General features: G+C 35.9%; 19 protein-coding genes and 1 riboswitch. Of the genes, 12 read left to right on the top strand and 7 right to left on the bottom strand.

The window, feature by feature from the left end; genetic code table 11:
- The first annotated feature begins 23 nt into the window (after positions 1-23).
- Entirely contained in the window at positions 24-1,571 is a 1,548-nt protein-coding gene (gene pruA, locus I6L50_RS03300; protein WP_002124887.1) for an L-glutamate gamma-semialdehyde dehydrogenase, read from the top strand.
- 312 nt (positions 1,572-1,883) lie between these two features.
- Here pruA and I6L50_RS03295 read toward each other — a convergent pair whose 3' ends face one another.
- On the bottom strand, positions 1,884-2,429 hold the full coding sequence (locus I6L50_RS03295) for a cysteine hydrolase family protein (RefSeq protein ID WP_016093464.1): 546 nt from the start codon (positions 2,427-2,429) through the stop codon (positions 1,884-1,886).
- Between the two features lie 242 nt (positions 2,430-2,671).
- A riboswitch (SAM riboswitch) is annotated at positions 2,672-2,776 on the top strand.
- A gap of 126 nt (positions 2,777-2,902) precedes the next feature.
- Between I6L50_RS03295 and I6L50_RS03290 the strand changes: the two genes are divergently transcribed.
- The 3 genes from I6L50_RS03290 to I6L50_RS03280 are packed head-to-tail and all read left to right on the top strand — an operon-like array spanning position 2,903 to position 5,452.
- Positions 2,903-3,922 (top strand): methionine ABC transporter ATP-binding protein, encoded by a 1,020-nt coding sequence (locus I6L50_RS03290; protein ID WP_002029486.1) that lies wholly within the window; start codon positions 2,903-2,905, stop codon positions 3,920-3,922.
- Entirely contained in the window at positions 3,912-4,577 is a 666-nt protein-coding gene (locus I6L50_RS03285) for a methionine ABC transporter permease (RefSeq protein WP_002091343.1), read from the top strand. The genes I6L50_RS03290 and I6L50_RS03285 overlap by 11 nt, the downstream gene beginning before the upstream one ends.
- Before the next feature lie 20 nt (positions 4,578-4,597).
- Positions 4,598-5,452, top strand: a complete 855-nt coding sequence (locus tag I6L50_RS03280; protein WP_219300544.1) for a MetQ/NlpA family ABC transporter substrate-binding protein — start codon at positions 4,598-4,600, stop codon at positions 5,450-5,452.
- A 167-nt stretch (positions 5,453-5,619) separates the two neighbouring features.
- Here I6L50_RS03280 and I6L50_RS03275 read toward each other — a convergent pair whose 3' ends face one another.
- The 5 genes from I6L50_RS03275 to I6L50_RS03255 form a co-directional block, all read right to left on the bottom strand.
- Positions 5,620-6,102, bottom strand: coding sequence for an HXXEE domain-containing protein (locus I6L50_RS03275; RefSeq protein ID WP_080001730.1), 483 nt, complete (start codon positions 6,100-6,102; stop codon positions 5,620-5,622).
- A gap of 63 nt (positions 6,103-6,165) precedes the next feature.
- Positions 6,166-6,357 carry a DUF3926 domain-containing protein gene (locus I6L50_RS03270; RefSeq protein ID WP_002091335.1) on the bottom strand — a complete coding sequence of 64 codons (192 nt, stop codon included), beginning with the start codon at positions 6,355-6,357 and terminating at the stop codon, positions 6,166-6,168.
- Entirely contained in the window at positions 6,350-7,531 is a 1,182-nt protein-coding gene (locus I6L50_RS03265) for an ArsA family ATPase (protein ID WP_002124897.1), read from the bottom strand. The genes I6L50_RS03270 and I6L50_RS03265 overlap by 8 nt, the downstream gene beginning before the upstream one ends.
- Before the next feature lie 76 nt (positions 7,532-7,607).
- Positions 7,608-8,090, bottom strand: coding sequence for a MarR family winged helix-turn-helix transcriptional regulator (locus I6L50_RS03260; RefSeq protein ID WP_000942491.1), 483 nt, complete (start codon positions 8,088-8,090; stop codon positions 7,608-7,610).
- 342 nt (positions 8,091-8,432) lie between these two features.
- On the bottom strand, positions 8,433-9,494 hold the full coding sequence (locus I6L50_RS03255) for a tyrosine-type recombinase/integrase (RefSeq protein ID WP_219300542.1): 1,062 nt from the start codon (positions 9,492-9,494) through the stop codon (positions 8,433-8,435).
- An 841-nt stretch (positions 9,495-10,335) separates the two neighbouring features.
- On the opposite strand from I6L50_RS03255, the gene I6L50_RS03250 reads away from it, so the two are divergent.
- Together I6L50_RS03250 and I6L50_RS03245 are read left to right on the top strand one after the other, a co-directional pair.
- Positions 10,336-11,466 (top strand): AimR family lysis-lysogeny pheromone receptor, encoded by a 1,131-nt coding sequence (locus I6L50_RS03250; protein WP_219300540.1) that lies wholly within the window; start codon positions 10,336-10,338, stop codon positions 11,464-11,466.
- On the top strand, positions 11,463-11,606 hold the full coding sequence (locus tag I6L50_RS03245) for a hypothetical protein (RefSeq protein ID WP_170924937.1): 144 nt from the start codon (positions 11,463-11,465) through the stop codon (positions 11,604-11,606). The genes I6L50_RS03250 and I6L50_RS03245 overlap by 4 nt, the downstream gene beginning before the upstream one ends.
- A gap of 289 nt (positions 11,607-11,895) precedes the next feature.
- On the opposite strand, the gene I6L50_RS03240 is transcribed toward I6L50_RS03245, so the two are convergent.
- Positions 11,896-12,249 carry a helix-turn-helix domain-containing protein gene (locus I6L50_RS03240; protein WP_219300538.1) on the bottom strand — a complete coding sequence of 118 codons (354 nt, stop codon included), beginning with the start codon at positions 12,247-12,249 and terminating at the stop codon, positions 11,896-11,898.
- 173 nt (positions 12,250-12,422) lie between these two features.
- On the opposite strand from I6L50_RS03240, the gene I6L50_RS03235 reads away from it, so the two are divergent.
- The 6 genes from I6L50_RS03235 to recT all read left to right on the top strand — a co-directional run bounded on the left by I6L50_RS03235 (position 12,423) and on the right by recT (position 15,465).
- Positions 12,423-12,674, top strand: a complete 252-nt coding sequence (locus tag I6L50_RS03235) for a helix-turn-helix domain-containing protein (RefSeq protein WP_219300536.1) — start codon at positions 12,423-12,425, stop codon at positions 12,672-12,674.
- A 60-nt stretch (positions 12,675-12,734) separates the two neighbouring features.
- A complete protein-coding gene (locus I6L50_RS03230) occupies positions 12,735-12,923 on the top strand; it encodes a helix-turn-helix transcriptional regulator (protein WP_098873007.1) in 189 nt (62 codons plus the stop codon).
- 202 nt (positions 12,924-13,125) lie between these two features.
- A complete protein-coding gene (locus I6L50_RS03225; RefSeq protein WP_219300534.1) occupies positions 13,126-13,428 on the top strand; it encodes a hypothetical protein in 303 nt (100 codons plus the stop codon).
- Entirely contained in the window at positions 13,429-13,623 is a 195-nt protein-coding gene (locus I6L50_RS03220) for a hypothetical protein (protein ID WP_219300532.1), read from the top strand.
- A 78-nt stretch (positions 13,624-13,701) separates the two neighbouring features.
- On the top strand, positions 13,702-14,637 hold the full coding sequence (locus tag I6L50_RS03215) for a YqaJ viral recombinase family nuclease (RefSeq protein WP_219300530.1): 936 nt from the start codon (positions 13,702-13,704) through the stop codon (positions 14,635-14,637).
- A 21-nt stretch (positions 14,638-14,658) separates the two neighbouring features.
- Entirely contained in the window at positions 14,659-15,465 is an 807-nt protein-coding gene (gene recT, locus I6L50_RS03210; RefSeq protein WP_219300528.1) for a recombination protein RecT, read from the top strand.
- Positions 15,466-15,601 lie beyond the last annotated feature (136 nt).

The following is a 15,601-nucleotide window of genomic DNA, read 5'->3' as shown; positions in this document are numbered from 1 at the left end:
TTTTCTAAGGGGAGGCTAAAAAGATGGTAGTAGCATACAAACATGAGCCATTTACAGATTTTTCAGTAGAGGCTAACAAATTAGCGTTTGAAGAGGGTTTAAAGAAAGTAGAATCTTATCTTGGACAAGACTATCCATTAATTATCGGGGGAGAAAAAATCACTACAGAAGACAAAATTGTTTCTGTAAACCCTGCAAATAAAGAGGAACTTGTTGGTCGCGTTTCAAAAGCAAGCCGTGAATTAGCTGAAAAAGCAATGCAAGTAGCGGATGCAACATTCCAAACTTGGAGAAAGTCAAAACCAGAAATGCGTGCAGATATTTTATTCCGTGCTGCAGCAATCGTTCGTCGTAGAAAACATGAGTTCTCTGCTATTCTTGTAAAAGAAGCAGGTAAACCATGGAATGAGGCAGATGCTGATACAGCAGAAGCAATCGACTTTATGGAATATTATGCTCGTCAAATGTTGAAATTAAAAGACGGTATTCCAGTAGAAAGCCGTCCAATTGAATATAATCGTTTCTCTTACATTCCATTAGGAGTAGGTGTTATTATTTCTCCTTGGAACTTCCCATTCGCAATTATGGCAGGTATGACAACAGCTGCTGTAGTTTCTGGTAACACAGTATTACTAAAACCAGCTAGTACAACTCCTGTAGTAGCAGCGAAATTTATGGAAGTATTAGAAGAAGCTGGTTTACCAGCTGGCGTAGTAAACTTCGTTCCAGGTAATGGCTCTGAAGTTGGTGACTACTTAGTAGATCACCCTCGTACACGTTTCGTTAGCTTTACTGGATCTCGCGATGTAGGTATTCGTATTTACGAACGTGCAGCAAAAGTAAACCCGGGACAAATTTGGTTAAAACGTGTTATCGCTGAAATGGGCGGTAAAGATACAATCGTTGTTGATAAAGAGGCAGATCTTGAATTAGCAGCTAAATCTATCGTTGCATCAGCATTCGGATTCTCAGGACAAAAATGTTCTGCATGTTCTCGTGCAGTAATCCATGAAGATGTATACGATCATGTATTAAATCGTGCTGTTGAATTAACAAAAGAATTAACAGTAGGTAACCCAGATGCAAAAGATATTAACATGGGACCTGTTAATGACCAAGCTGCATTCGATAAAGTAATGAGCTATGTTGCAATTGGTAAAGAAGAAGGTAAAATCGTATCAGGTGGCGAAGGAGACGATTCTAAAGGCTGGTTCATCCAACCAACAATCGTTGCTGATGTTGCAGAAGATGCTCGCTTAATGAAAGAAGAAATCTTCGGACCAGTAGTAGCATTCTGTAAAGCAAAAGACTTTGATCATGCACTTGCAATTGCAAACAATACAGAATACGGTTTAACAGGAGCAGTTGTTACTAACAACCGTGACCATATTGAAAAAGCACGTGAAGACTTCCACGTTGGTAACTTATACTTCAACCGTGGATGTACTGGTGCAATCGTAGGTTACCAACCATTCGGTGGCTTTAACATGTCTGGTACAGACTCTAAAGCTGGTGGTCCTGACTACTTAGCACTTCACATGCAAGCAAAAACTACTTCTGAAACTTTATAAGAAATAGTAGAAGAGATCTTCACAGTCTGTGAAGATCTCTTCTTTTTGAGAAACTCTCTATAATAGGAGTTAGTTAATTTGAATCGAAAGGTATTACCGTATATTACTATTTGGTGGTTGGAACTAGCTAAACCCTATTAATATCGGGATAAACATGTAAATAGAAACAAAACAACGAGAAAAATTGACTTATTAGTCATATTTTTTAGTATTCATTTTGAGGATTTCCTGTATAATACAATTTGAAAGAAAATCTATGGTTAGACAAGAGAACACTCCTTTCGGCTTTGCTAACTGAAAGGAGTGTTTTTTTTAGGGCGCTAAAAACTCTTCTGTACTCATTATATTTGCGTATACTCCATTTAAACTCGCCAAAATTGTATTATGAATATAAACAGCTGGTATAGTAGCATTCTTAAATGAAAGATCTTTTGTAGCACAAGCATCGTGTATTACGGTACAGTGAAGGCCAAAATCAAAAGCAGCTCTTACTGTAGCATCAATACACATATGGGTCATCATCCCGCATATTACGACGTGCTCAATTCCTGAACGTTGTAATTGTTCTAGAAGATCAGTTTCTCGGAAGCTATTTGGATAATGTTTAAGGATAACGGTTTCCTCTCTAAGTGGACGGACATTTTCGTGAATATGGACACCTTCTGTATTGGGTAGGAAAAAAGTAGCGCTATCTTTTATAGCTACATGTTGGATATGAAAAATAGGTTCGTTTCTTATTCTAAAATGTTGTAGTAGCTGACTAGCATATTCACTTGCTTCTACTGGATTACGTAATTCCATCATTCCACTTGGAAAATAATCATTTTGAATGTCGACGAGCAAAAGAGCTGTTTTCATATATCTATCTTCCTCCGATTTCATATTCAAATAATGTTATTCAATGAGTAGAGAAGATTCTCCTTTTTAAAAGTATGAGTGAGAAGGATTTTACATAACTTTAAAAATCACTATTGTATTGTTACTTCTTATTTAAAAATTTAAATAGAGAAATAATTAATGTTTTTTCTAAAAATTGTATTGACTCTCATTATTCTGAGTTCTATAATAAGACTTAATTAAACGACAATTAAATCGATACACTCTTATCCAGAGAGGTGGAGGGACTGGCCCTACGATACCTCAGCAACGGGTTTTTTAATACCGTGCTAACTCCAGCAAGCCTATAAAGGCTTGGAAGATGAGAAGATGTGAATGAGTACATATAAAAGTGCTCTCCTTCTTATCTTTTATTACTGATAAGAAGGAGAGCACTTTTTATTTTACCTCGAAAGCTCTACTTCAAGTTTTTACAGCATATAGGAGGGAAGAAAATGATTTCTTTTAACAATGTAAGTAAAGTATATGAATCAGGTGGGCAATCTGTTCATGCGGTTGAGGATGTAACGCTGTCAGTTGAAAAGGGCGAAATTTTTGGCATTATCGGATTTAGTGGTGCTGGAAAGAGTACGTTATTACGTTTAGTAAATATGTTAGAAAGACCAACTGCAGGAACAATTTCAATAGATGATAAAGATATTACATCATTATCGGCGAAAGAATTACGGAAACTAAGACAAAGAATTGGGATGATTTTCCAAAGTTTTAATCTATTTAATTCAAGAACGGTGTTTGGGAACATTGCTTATCCATTAAGGTTAGCGAAATTGCCGAAGAATGAGATAAAAGAAAGAGTGAATGAACTACTAAAATTTGTTGGTTTAGAAGATAAAGCGAACTATTATCCAGAACAGTTATCAGGTGGGCAAAAGCAGCGTGTTGGGATTGCAAGAGCACTTGCGACATCACCGGATATTCTCATATGTGATGAGGCAACATCAGCTTTAGATCCGGAAACAACGACAGAAATCTTAAATTTATTAAAGAAGGTAAATAGAGAGTACAATTTAACGATTCTACTTATTACACATGAAATGCACGTTGTGAAAGAGATTTGTCACCGTGTAGCCGTTATGGAAAAAGGAAAAGTAATTGAAGAAGGAAAACTGTTTGACGTTTTCACACAACCAAAAACAAAGACCACTCAAAATTTTGTACGCTCTGTTATTAATGATCACTTACCAGAAAGTGTTCTAGCGAAAATTCAAAACGGAGGTCAGATTTATCGCCTGACTTTTACTGGGGAAGAGACAGGGCAGCCTGTACTATCATATATTGCGAAAAACTATAACGTCGATGTAAATGTTCTTTATGGAAATATTATTGAACTCCAAAATGTGCTATTTGGAAATCTTCTTGTAGAGCTACAAGGTGAACAGAAAGAAATTCAAAAAGCATTACAACATCTAAGACTGCAAGTGCAGCTGAAGGAGGTAGAAGCTCATGCGAGTTGATTGGAGTATATTTTGGCCTCGCATATTAGATGCGACGGGGGATACCCTTTTAATGGTAATTGTAACCCTTATATTCGCTACAATTCTTGGTATACCTCTAGGTTTACTATTGTACGTAACGAGAAAAGGAAATTTTTTAGAAAATAAATGGGTCTTTTCTATTCTTAATATCATAATTAATACAATTCGTCCGGTTCCATTCATTATCTTTTTAGTAGCTTTAAGCCCACTAACAAGAAGTGTTATTGGAACGACGATTGGAACGGCTGCAGCAATCTTCCCAATGACGTTAGTTGCATCAATTGGTATTGCTAGAATGGTTGAAACAAATCTTGTTTCCGTTCCGAAAGGGGTAATTGAAGCAGCACAAGCAATGGGCGCTTCACCACTTAGAATTGTTTTTGAAATCCTCGTACCAGAAGCTTTAGCACCATTGATCTTAGGTGTCACGTTTATGACGGTTGGTTTAATTGAATTTTCTGCAGTTGCTGGGCTTGTCGGTGGTGGCGGTCTTGGTGACTTAGCAATGACATATGGTTATCAACGCTTTGATACGTCAGTTATGTTTGTAACGGTCGTTTTACTTATTATTCTTGTACAGGTAGCTCAAAATTTAGGGAACTACTTTGCGAAAGTTTTTTTACGCAGATCATAAAAAGGAAGAGGGGAAAAAAAATGAAGAAAATTTTAGCATTTGCATTATCAGCGATCGTAGGAATTACAGCGTTAAGCGGCTGCTCAGGTGGAGACACAGGTGCAGGAGCGAAAGAGAAAGTAGTTCGCGTCGGTGTAACTGGAACAGATGGAGACGTTTGGGAAATTTTAAAGAAAAAAGCTGAAAAAGAAGGGATTAAAATTAAACTGGTTGAGTTCTCTGATTACACAACACCCAACAAAGCGTTAGCTGATGGAGATATTGAACTAAACTCATTCCAGCACATCGCTTTCTTAGAGCAATTTAAAAAGGAGCATAAGTTAGATATTACAGCTGTTGGTACAACGCAAATTGCACCGATGGGCTTATACTCTGAAAAATATAAGAAAGCAAATGAAATCCCAGATGGTTCGGAAATTGCTATTCCGAATGATCCAACGAACCAAGCACGTGCATTAAAACTTCTTGATGCAGCTGGATTATTAAAGCTTAAGAAAGATTTTGGTCTATTTGGGGATCCAAGCGGTATCGCTGAAAATCCGAAGAAGTTAAAAATCACACCGGTTATCGCACAGCAAACACCTCGTGTATTAAAAGATGTAGCAGCTTCAGTTATTAATAACGGTGTTGCTGGTCAAGCTGGATTAGATCCAGCGAAGGATCCTATTTTCTTAGAAGATCCAAAGAATGAAAATGCAAAGGCCTATATTAATATTTTCGCAGCTCGTACGAAAGACAAAGATGATCCAACGCTGAAAAAAGTAATTGAATTGTATCATTCAAAAGAAGTAACAGATGCAATTAAGAAAGAAACGAATGATGGTTCAATTTCAGTAGATCTTTCACTTGATGAGCTTGCAAAAATCGCAAAATAATGTTGAGTTTAACGGACTAGCAGTAGGAACCCCTCCGCTGTTAGCTCGTTCAACATATAATCTACTTAACAAACAAAACCCTAATTCTGTACCTTCCAATTTTGTATAACATAGAATCCAATGTTTGTTAAGTAGAGTGATGGACCAGGAGTTTTCCTGGTCTTTTTTTAATTAAAGCAGCTGGCTAATAATAAGGAAATCCAAATTATGATTGGGTAAGAGATTAAACTAAAAATGAGTGTACTTGCTAATTTCTTTTTAGGGATTAATAGTTTCTTTGATGAAAATAAGAAAAGAGAAAATAGGATAATGATAGATGCTGAGATTACTCCTGGATTATAAGAACGATAAATGAAATACAAGATAATATGTTGAACGGCGTTAAAGAAGATACAGCCCTGTATAAAAATGATCAAGTAAATAGAAGATATGATGCTTAATTGATATAGAATGACTATGAGTAAGACGAAGGTTGTTAATATGGAAATTGCAATGAAAAATTGTTTGTTAGTTATAAAATGGATCGAAAATCGATTAGCGATATATTGTGGCATTTGGAAAGCTTCTTCAAGGTTATGAAAAAAGAATAGAAGGGGGATTAGCCAGATTATATTAGTGGTGAAATGTCTTGTTGAAGATGTGTTTATCAACTTATATCAGCTCCAATAAAGGGATAGAAAGCCTATAAGAAAAGGCTTTCTACAAGGGTATAGTTATTCAATTATGATGCTTTTTAAATTACTCTCAGGTTGCGGTTGTTCTTCAGCATAAGAGGAGAGCTCCTCTTGCAAAATATTTAGTGCGTGCTTAGCTGATTGCTGAATCGGATTCGGTAGCTCTTCTAATATACGCATACCGATTTTTATTTTTGTACGAATTACCTTTCTTAGTAATTCATCATGCATGTACTACACCTCCAAACCGAATGTTTAGTACATCATCTTCAAACTTAGCTCCTTGAATAGAAAGGTGTGTTAATGTTTTTGGTAAGGTGATATTTCGCTTCATAGAGCCGGCTCGAATAATAAGTTCATCACCTTTTTGATTTAATGAAAGTTCACTTTTGTTTGAGAAGGGAATGGACAGAACGAAAATATACTCATCGCCATCTTTTTTTACATATTGTGTGCGGCCATTAAATTTCACTTCAGTAGGAGAAGGGTCTGATTTGAATAAAGCATTCCCTACACGCTCTAACATAGGTAAACCAACAACTTCTTGTTCAAACATGGGAGCTTCGTAAATAGGAAGTGGCTGAAAACTATCTTTAATTAACGCCTTATATTTCTTTTGTGTATCTTTCCATGCCTGAAAGTAAGGGTCGGTAACAGTGTTAGGGATGACGCGGTTAATCATAATGGCATCTACGTTATAATCGTATAAGTTTAAATACGTAAAGCTGCGCTGAGCTTCTTTAATGACCATTTTTTCAGGATTTACAACAACGCGAATACTCGTTACTTCTCGGTTTGATAAAATATCTCTCATTTCTCCAAGCTGTTCAAGTGTATTTGTTAATTCATCCATAATATCATCGGTTGGAAGGGGGACACCAAGAAGTGGTTGAGCTACAGGACGAACAACTTTTAAAATCTTCCTTTTAATAGGAAAGAGTTTTTCCATCCACCAGCCGAGCATGTCTGGAAAGCTAAGCATTGCTAAAGTTTCTCCAGTCGGTGCGCAATCAATAATGATGACGTCGTAAGTGTTGTGTTTATAGTAATCGAGTACTCGAAGTAAGCTAATTAAATCTTCCATACCAGGGAACATCGTTAATTCTTCTGTTGTAATATCATCGGCTGCTTTGGAAGTGAAGAGTAGTGTAATATATTTCTGCAATTTCCCCCAGCCTTTTTCCATTTCATAAATAGTGTTAATTTCTTGTGCCCACAAGTTTTCGCGAATTTCTAGTGGCTCAGAAGATAGTTTTATGCCAAATGAATCCCCTAAACTATGAGCAGGATCTGTGCTCATTACTAAGGTTTTTAATCCTTGTTTTGCACTTTGGATTGCTGTTGCTGCTGAAATGCTAGTTTTTCCTACGCCGCCTTTACCTGTATACAGAATAATTCTCATCATTAATATCCCCTTTGTTTCGAATGTCGAATATTACGAGTGTCGAAATATTTAATTGAATAAAAACCCAACTAGGGTCTTATTCAATCGGAATGTTTTTCATTTTAGGTGTAGAAACCTTTTCTTCTGTTTTTTGCTGTGACGTAGCAATGTGATTCATGATCTTTTGGAATATTTGTAGTAAGAATGCTTTTTCTTCTTCTGACAATGCGTCTGTCACTAGGCTAAAGTAATGGGCCGCATTTTGTTTTACTTCTTGAACGAGCATTACGCCGTTTTCTGTTAAACGAATTAATACAATACGTCGATCGCTTTCATTCCGGTAGCGTTCAATATATCCCTTTTTTACAAGGCGATTTACAACGCCCGTTGTTGTACTCATCGGTATATCAAGAAGATCAGCAATTTTTGTCATTGTAATATCCGTATTTCGCTCCATCCAAAGTAAACAAAATACTTCTGTCTTGGAAAGTGTTAAATCAAGGCTTACCCATTCTTCAGGATAGAAAAGTTTCTTGGCGTTATCTAGCAGTAAGTCTAAAAAATGTTCATATTGCAACAATTATTTCCACTCCCGTATATTTCGAGGTTCGTAATATTTGTTTTTTATTTTATGTGGAATTGAAATAAATGTCAATGTTTTTAACTGTTTTTTCAGATTAGAAAGAAAAATACCTTCAAAATAGAAATTTTTTGTGATAGATTAATAAATAGAAAAGTGATTTTACATAAAAACCCATTGTGATAAATATATTTATCTATAATAGGTGTACAGCTAACGAGGGGGAGAACGATGAGAAGATGAAATACGCAAGCGTTCACGTTTTTAGCATGGACTTCATTTGTTTGTGCGGAATGAGTTATATCAAGGGTGTATGTATTTGCGGTAACGATTTGGGACCAATTATATCAAATCATCCTCCATAAACGCAACTGCTTCCGCTTGTTTTGATGGGTATAAGTGGCTATAAGTATTTAGAGTTGTTGCTACATCTGAATGACCTAGGCGTTGGGCTACTACAAGTGGACTGACGCCTTTGTCAATTAGATAAGATGCATGAGAATGCCTGAATTCATGCAACACAATATTTTTAACCTGAGCTATGTTTATATATTTTTTGAAATTTTGCTGCAGTGTGCTTGTAGCAAGACTAGTATGGAATGTACCGAAAACCACATAATCATCTTTTACTGGTGCTGTTAATGTAGCATGTTCTCTTAAGTTCTTCAATAATCTGATGATAAGGGTCGGTAACATAATAATTCGATTAGACGCTTTTGTTTTTGGTTGTGTAATTAGCCTATTAAAGTCTGTTTTATTAATATTAATTGTTTTTTCTTCAAAATTGATATCTTCCCAAGTTAGTGCTAAAAGTTCGCCCTTTCTAGCCCCGCTGTAGTAAAGTGTTGAAAAGAATGCTTTATACATCGGATCGTCCACAACTGCAATAAACTGTTTGAACTCTGCGAATTCCCAAAAATTCATACGTTTATTTGATTCTTTTTCAAAATTGCCTGCTATACGTGCGGGATTATGAGTTAAGCCATGAAATTTTATTGTAAAGTTAAATATAGCAGAAAGTGTGGTGTGAATTTTCTTTAAAAACTCGGCAGAATAATTATTAATAATTTTATTTTGATAAATCATTACATGCTTAGCTGTAATATAATCGATTTTTATTTTCTTGAACTCTGGCATTAGGTGATTATAAATAACATTTTGAATTGTTAGGGTCGAAGACTTTTTCCTCCTCTGAGAATACCAATCAAAATAACTATCCGCAACTTGAGCGAACGTTAAGCTCGAGTTCGTTTCTTTTTCAACTAACATTTTAGCTTCCGCTTCACGTGCTTCCTTTTTAGTTTTAAATCCACGACGTTTTACTTGCTTCTGTGTACCGTCAAACTGACGGACTCTGACAACGAAGAAATATGTTCCTCGTTCTTTATCTTTGTAGATCACCATAGGAACTCCTCCTGTATATCTAAAGATTGATAATTCGATTTATTGAGTCGATTATAACTTGTTTGTTACCAAAAGAAAAGACGCTCAATATAAATTGAGCGCCTTTCTTCGACTTTAACCACTTTAATTTTAATAACATATTACCTACATGAAAATAAAATTGCCGTTTAAAACAGTATAGCATATTTAAATTTGAAAATACTCAAAAAATAAAAATCCCCCACTAAGATTAGTGGGGAGATTGGTTAGGGAAACCAATCAGGATGATACATAAAGTAAGGATAAAATCATATTACCATAATAATGACGTGACACATATTGAGAAAGTTCGACATTTGCTTCTTATGATATTGTAATGTATTTTCAAATTGGCTGGGTGTAATTATTAAAAAATGGCTGGTTTCTACATTGATTCTAGTGGAATATAATGGGAAATGAACCAATGTTCATTACGAATATAAAATATGTGAAACTGCATTCAAATATTTTCAACATTTTTCTTAGAAGTTATATTGAGAAATAAGTTTTGGGGTGGAATGGAGTATGAGCCCGTGCTAAAATTAACTCTGTATACAGTATATGGGTTTCTGTCGGATTAATAGACGGAATAATCGTAAAAAACAAAATAAACAAAAACATAAAAACTCGCAGAGCGTGTGCAAGAGGTACACCCAACAAAGCCTCTCGCATCGTTCATCCTAAAGCTACCTTAGGAAAAACACTTGCATCATACGAGTTCCTTCTTAGTTTAACAGACATTCATCATTCGTAGTGCAGTTTAGAGGTTGAGAAAATAGGATGGTGAATTTTTATTGTTTTAGGAGAAGTGAGGGGGAACATTATGGAAAAAGTCATGAATGAATTATTGACAAGAATTGAATCAGCTGGGTTTTCTCGAAGGCAATTCGCTATAAAGCTTAAAGTGAGTCGTGAAACATTCCGTAGAGGCATAAGTTGCGAAAGTGAAATGGATGTGGAAACATTTTTTAAAGCGACGAACTTTTTATATGATAACCCGGAGAAAAAACGAGAGATTACAAAGAAATATTTCCTTGCTTGTACTCTACCGTCCCACTTAGAAATTGGGTTGATATATTTCCAAGTGCAAGCGGAATACGACTCCATGAACAAATTAATTGAAAAGCATGGGGACAATTCGAATTTATCAATATTCTTTACAATTTACAAATTATTCAATAAGCGTAACAATAATGAATTGAGAGGACAAGCTCTGTATGAGGAAATTAGGAGCACACGTTTTTCTGCAAATCCACATGTGCAAGTAATGGTCAATATTTTATATATGCTAGCTTTAGCAGATAAACCGAATAATAATGCGATTATTCAATATGTTGATGAAGTTGAATTAAGTCTTAAACTAATTAAAAAAGGGCGAATAAGGGATTATCTTCGCATATTTGCAGATGAGCGTATTGCATTTATGCATTTGTGGAGAATCGAGTTGGAAGAGTGTAGAAAAATAGCTAATAAAATTATAGATTCAGACATAGACGTTCCGATGATTCGAATGACTGGGGTTTCATGTTTGGCAGAAAGTTTTCAGATAGAGGATCCAATAAAAGCTGAGGCACTTTTGGTACGGTCAGGAGAAATGTTAAAGGAAATTAAAGTATCTCAGCAATCTCAAAAATATTTAGCAGTCCAAACTACTTTAGCTCACGTACGAATATACAATAATATAAATATTGATAAGATTGATGTATCTATACTTCATCCAACTGAGCGAGCTACATTTGAATATCGCTTTGGTGATCGAGAATATGCAATTTCCATCTTTGAAAAGTTAAAAGATGCCGGGCATACTCCTTTTTCGCGTATTGCATATTCGATGTGTATTAATGATATTGAGGGGATTAAACAGGCACTATTGGATTTTGAATTAATGGGGTTGAGTTTTTATGGACGAATGTATAAAATAATTCTTAATAGGGAAGGGGTTGTGTTGACATGAAAATGAAGATAGTGGCAATATTAACAGTTTTGGGGGTTATAGGTCTGTGGGGAGGAAATATAAGTAGTTTTGAACATCAAGCAATTCAACAGAAACAAATAGAAATAAAATATATGTTTAACGATCCGGGAACTAGCTAAATAGAATTTTAAAAAAGTCACTACTTAGTAGTGACTTTTCGTGCTTTTAGGGGTGACCCATTTCAAAGGGGTATATTCCAAAAATGGGTCACCTATAATTTAACAATTTTTAAAGGGGAGATTTTTTATGAATCTAAATATGAGTGGAATGGAATTAGGGGGATGCGAGATGGAAAAAGAAGAAATCATTCAGTTTTTTTTAGATACAGTTGTAGAATTTGAGCCTGAAAAATTAGAAGAATACATAGCTGAGATCAAAAAAAATAGCCATCCCTTATCATAAGGGGGGCTACTTTTCTATTTTATTATGATGTTTATTCAAGGCTTGAGCAATTGCTAACATCTGTTCTAAAGCCATTTCCTCTTTTTCTTTAGGCAGGGGTGCCAACCATTCCATGATTTCTTGGAATTTTTCTAATTTGTCATTTTGTATAGTGAAATCTTTTTCAATGCTTCCATAAATATAATCGGCTGGAACTTGAAAACGTTTGATTATTTTTTCGATGGTTTCTCTACTAGGAAAAGCTTTTCCACTTTCAAATTTTGAAACAGTACCTTTTGTTAAATCAACTTCTTTTCCGAATTGTTCTTGACTCATTTTGTTATCTATACGAATTTGTTTAAGACGATCTTTCATGTGCATAAAATGGCTCCCTTTCAGTAATCTTTGTTAATGTTCATTTTACCATAAGGTTTCTTAATAAGAAACTTAAAAAGAGAAAAGTTGCATTGATTGAATTTTTTGTGAAAAAAGACTTGAAGTTGCATTGGTTGAAACTTATAATGTATTTATAAGCATCATAAAGGGGAGTTTTTATGAGAAATAAATTAAAACAAACAGAACTTCAAAAAGCATTTAAGGCTTCGGGCTTAAAATATCACGAATTAGCTCAAATAATTGGTGTTTCTAAATCTCATTGCTATAAGATAATTAATTGGGAAATGCGTATTTATTATGATACCGCTGTGAAAATTGCGGATGCTCTAGGAAAAGACCCATCATTGATATTTCAGGAGCAACAAAAAAAATTTGGGATTGATGTTGCAGTCGATGAAACTTATGTTTGATTGTGAAAAAATTGTAATTAAGTGGATTTCACAAATCGATATGTTATAAGGAGCGATACCATGCACAAAAACCTATACATAGCCAGAAAAGAACGACGCATGACACAAGAGAAAGCGGCAAATTTAATTCATATTGCACCGAGAACATATTTTGCTAAGGAACACGGAAAAAGTGACTTCACCCTAAAAGAAGCGCAAAAACTAGCGAAATATTTCAAAACAACAGTGGACGAGCTGTTTGAGAAATAAAAAAGCCCTATAAAGGGCTTTCTGACACCAAATGGTTATGGGTAATAAGAATGGTGGTGTCAATGTAAACCAATAAAATACAGATTGATTGGGTGTCAAAGTATTTTATTAATTTGTAATATAACACGAATTAGTTATGAAGAGCACTGGTAAATGTGTCCAAATGATTGCTATTGCATGTAAAGAAGAGAGGGAAACCAATATGACAAAATCAGTTTTAAAAAGGGACTTACAAAAGAAACAAATACTCGATGAATTCTTACAGCATTGCGAACAACAACAAGTTGATGCACTACAAAAAAAGAATCCCTATCAATTTTGTATCTGGATCAAAGAAGCCAGGTTAGCCCGAAGGGAATTGGCAGAGCTGTATCGTGTGAAAGAGAAGTATGACGAGGAACGTACGCACATAAAAGGAATTGTTCATCGTTTGAGAAGTGTAGGTGTGAATGCCGATGTTGTGGAGAGGGTGCATTATATTACGCTTTCTGAGGAGGTTAGTTGAATGCTAGAAAATCAAAGCGTTACAGGTAATCCGCACGATTCCTCTAGACAAGACTTCGAACACTATTGTAGTGATTGTGACGGTGAGTTGTATTTCGGCATGACGTATTACGAATTTGAAGGGAACCTTATTTGCGAGAAATGTAATGAGAAGTTTTTAGAGAGACATGGCACACGGTTTGTGGCAGGAGAATAAAAAAAGAACTCACGGGAATGAGTTCTCAATAAAATTTAAGGTGAAGTCAGTATACCACAGAAGGCGAGTGAAAGAAACATGCAGGCAAAGGTATTGGCAAATACATTACATATGGATCGTAAGGCTTGGTTAGAAGTACGTAAGCAAGGACTAGGTGGTTCAGATGTGGCAGCCATTGCTGGCTTAAGTAAATGGAAGTCGCAAGTACAGGTGTTTCTTGAGAAAACGCAAGCTATTGAACAAGAAGACATACAAAGTGAGTCTGCTTATTTTGGAAACGTGCTTGAAGAGGTGGTCGCACAGGAGTTTGCTAAACGTACGGGACTAAAGGTACAACGTCGAAATGCTATTTTGCAGCACTCAGAGTATCCTTGGATGCTTGCGAATGTGGACAGGCTCATTGTAGGAGAACGAGTGGGTCTTGAATGTAAAACAGCTTCAGAATATTTGAAAAAAGAATGGGAAGGTGAAGAAATACCGGTCGCTTATCTTCTTCAGTGTCAGCACTATATGGCTGTGACAGGCTATGAAGCATGGTGGATTGCCGTATTAATTGGTGGCAACAAATTCGTGTACAAAAAGATCGAACGGGATGGGGATATAATCCAGTATCTTATCAATATGGAACGGGACTTTTGGCGGAATCACGTCGAAAAGGACGAGCCACCTATGTTTGACGGTTCAGAGGCATCTACGCAGCTACTCAAGCAAATGTATCCAGAATCTATTGAGGATAGTTCTATCAGTCTAGGAAAGCAAGAAGAGCTACTTATTGAAGCGAGAGAGCAAGTAGAAAGAGAAATCAGCGTGTTAAAAGAACAAAAGGCAGAGTATGAGAACAAGTTGAAAGCGAAATTAGGTTCTCATGAGAAAGGGACAACAGAGAATTACACCATCAAATGGAAGTCCTATACAAGTAATCGTTTTGATAGCAAACGATTCAAAACAGAACATCCTGATTTACATAAAGAATATACAAACGAAACTATATCAAGAAAGTTTTCAGTGAAATAAAAAATAGGGAGTGGATTAGATATGGCTACAAATGAAAAGTTGAAAAATCAGTTAACAAATCGAAAAGAAAGTGCGCCAGTTACACCGGAACAAACAGTAGAAGCATACATGAAGAAAATGGCGCCAAGAATGGCAGAAGTATTACCTAAGCATATGGATATGAACCGTATGAGTCGCATTGCTTTAACAACAATTCGAACGAATCCAAAGCTTCTCGAATGTGCAGTTCCTTCTCTTATGGGGGCTGTGATGCAAGCCGTACAGCTAGGATTGGAACCAGGATTACTAGGACACTGTTACATCTTACCGTATAAGCGTGAAGCGACATTTATCATTGGGTATAAGGGGATGATTGACCTCGCAAGACGGTCTGGTCATATTCAAAGTATGTATGCCCATGCTGTACATGAAAATGACGAATTCGAATATGAGTTGGGGTTACATCCAAAATTGGAGCATAAGCCATCATATGGAGATCGTGGCGCGTTTATTGGAGCGTATGCAGTTGCTCATTTTAAAGATGGCGGGTATCAAATGGAGTTTATGCCGAAAAGTGAAATTGAGAAACGTCGGAAACGTTCCGCTTCCGCTAATTCTAGCTATAGCCCTTGGAGTAGCGACTATGAAGAAATGGCAAAGAAAACCGTGGTTCGTTACATGTTTAAATACTTACCGATTAGTATTGAAGTTCAGACACAAGCCCAGCAAGATGAAGTGGTGCGAAAAGATATTACAGAAGAACCAGAGTTTATTGAAGTGGATCCAATCGAAGGAGAACAGGTAATAACAGAAGATGCTGGACAACAAGAATTCCCGATTGAAGGATGAGTAAATCAAAGGTGCTCCTCTCTCGTAAATTATGGGAGAGAGCGCAATCCAAAGAAGAACGAAAGCGTTCTATTACAAGATATATACAGACTGGGTATCCAAATTATCGAATTGAAAAAGTGGTCAAGGAAAAGGG

The organism is Bacillus sp. FDAARGOS_1420 (assembly GCF_019344915.1).
Classification (GTDB): domain Bacteria; phylum Bacillota; class Bacilli; order Bacillales; family Bacillaceae_G; genus Bacillus_A; species Bacillus_A mycoides.
The sequence above is the reverse complement of the archived record's forward strand: the minus strand, read 5'-3'. Positions and strand labels throughout refer to the sequence as shown.

Bases quoted from the DNA above. Each gene is read 5' to 3' on its own strand.
- pruA (WP_002124887.1), top strand. From the start codon at position 24: ATGGTAGTAGCATACAAACATGAGCCATTTACAGATTTTTCAGTAGAG.
- I6L50_RS03295 (WP_016093464.1), bottom strand. From the start codon at position 2,429: ATGAAAACAGCTCTTTTGCTCGTCGACATTCAAAATGATTATTTTCCA.
- I6L50_RS03290 (WP_002029486.1), top strand. From the start codon at position 2,903: ATGATTTCTTTTAACAATGTAAGTAAAGTATATGAATCAGGTGGGCAA.
- I6L50_RS03285 (WP_002091343.1), top strand. From the start codon at position 3,912: ATGCGAGTTGATTGGAGTATATTTTGGCCTCGCATATTAGATGCGACG.
- I6L50_RS03280 (WP_219300544.1), top strand. From the start codon at position 4,598: ATGAAGAAAATTTTAGCATTTGCATTATCAGCGATCGTAGGAATTACA.
- I6L50_RS03270 (WP_002091335.1), bottom strand. From the start codon at position 6,357: ATGCATGATGAATTACTAAGAAAGGTAATTCGTACAAAAATAAAAATC.
- I6L50_RS03265 (WP_002124897.1), bottom strand. From the start codon at position 7,531: ATGATGAGAATTATTCTGTATACAGGTAAAGGCGGCGTAGGAAAAACT.
- I6L50_RS03255 (WP_219300542.1), bottom strand. From the start codon at position 9,494: ATGGTGATCTACAAAGATAAAGAACGAGGAACATATTTCTTCGTTGTC.
- I6L50_RS03250 (WP_219300540.1), top strand. From the start codon at position 10,336: ATGGAAAAAGTCATGAATGAATTATTGACAAGAATTGAATCAGCTGGG.
- I6L50_RS03245 (WP_170924937.1), top strand. From the start codon at position 11,463: ATGAAAATGAAGATAGTGGCAATATTAACAGTTTTGGGGGTTATAGGT.
- I6L50_RS03240 (WP_219300538.1), bottom strand. From the start codon at position 12,249: ATGCACATGAAAGATCGTCTTAAACAAATTCGTATAGATAACAAAATG.
- I6L50_RS03235 (WP_219300536.1), top strand. From the start codon at position 12,423: ATGAGAAATAAATTAAAACAAACAGAACTTCAAAAAGCATTTAAGGCT.
- I6L50_RS03230 (WP_098873007.1), top strand. From the start codon at position 12,735: ATGCACAAAAACCTATACATAGCCAGAAAAGAACGACGCATGACACAA.
- I6L50_RS03225 (WP_219300534.1), top strand. From the start codon at position 13,126: ATGACAAAATCAGTTTTAAAAAGGGACTTACAAAAGAAACAAATACTC.
- I6L50_RS03220 (WP_219300532.1), top strand. From the start codon at position 13,429: ATGCTAGAAAATCAAAGCGTTACAGGTAATCCGCACGATTCCTCTAGA.
- I6L50_RS03215 (WP_219300530.1), top strand. From the start codon at position 13,702: ATGCAGGCAAAGGTATTGGCAAATACATTACATATGGATCGTAAGGCT.
- recT (WP_219300528.1), top strand. From the start codon at position 14,659: ATGGCTACAAATGAAAAGTTGAAAAATCAGTTAACAAATCGAAAAGAA.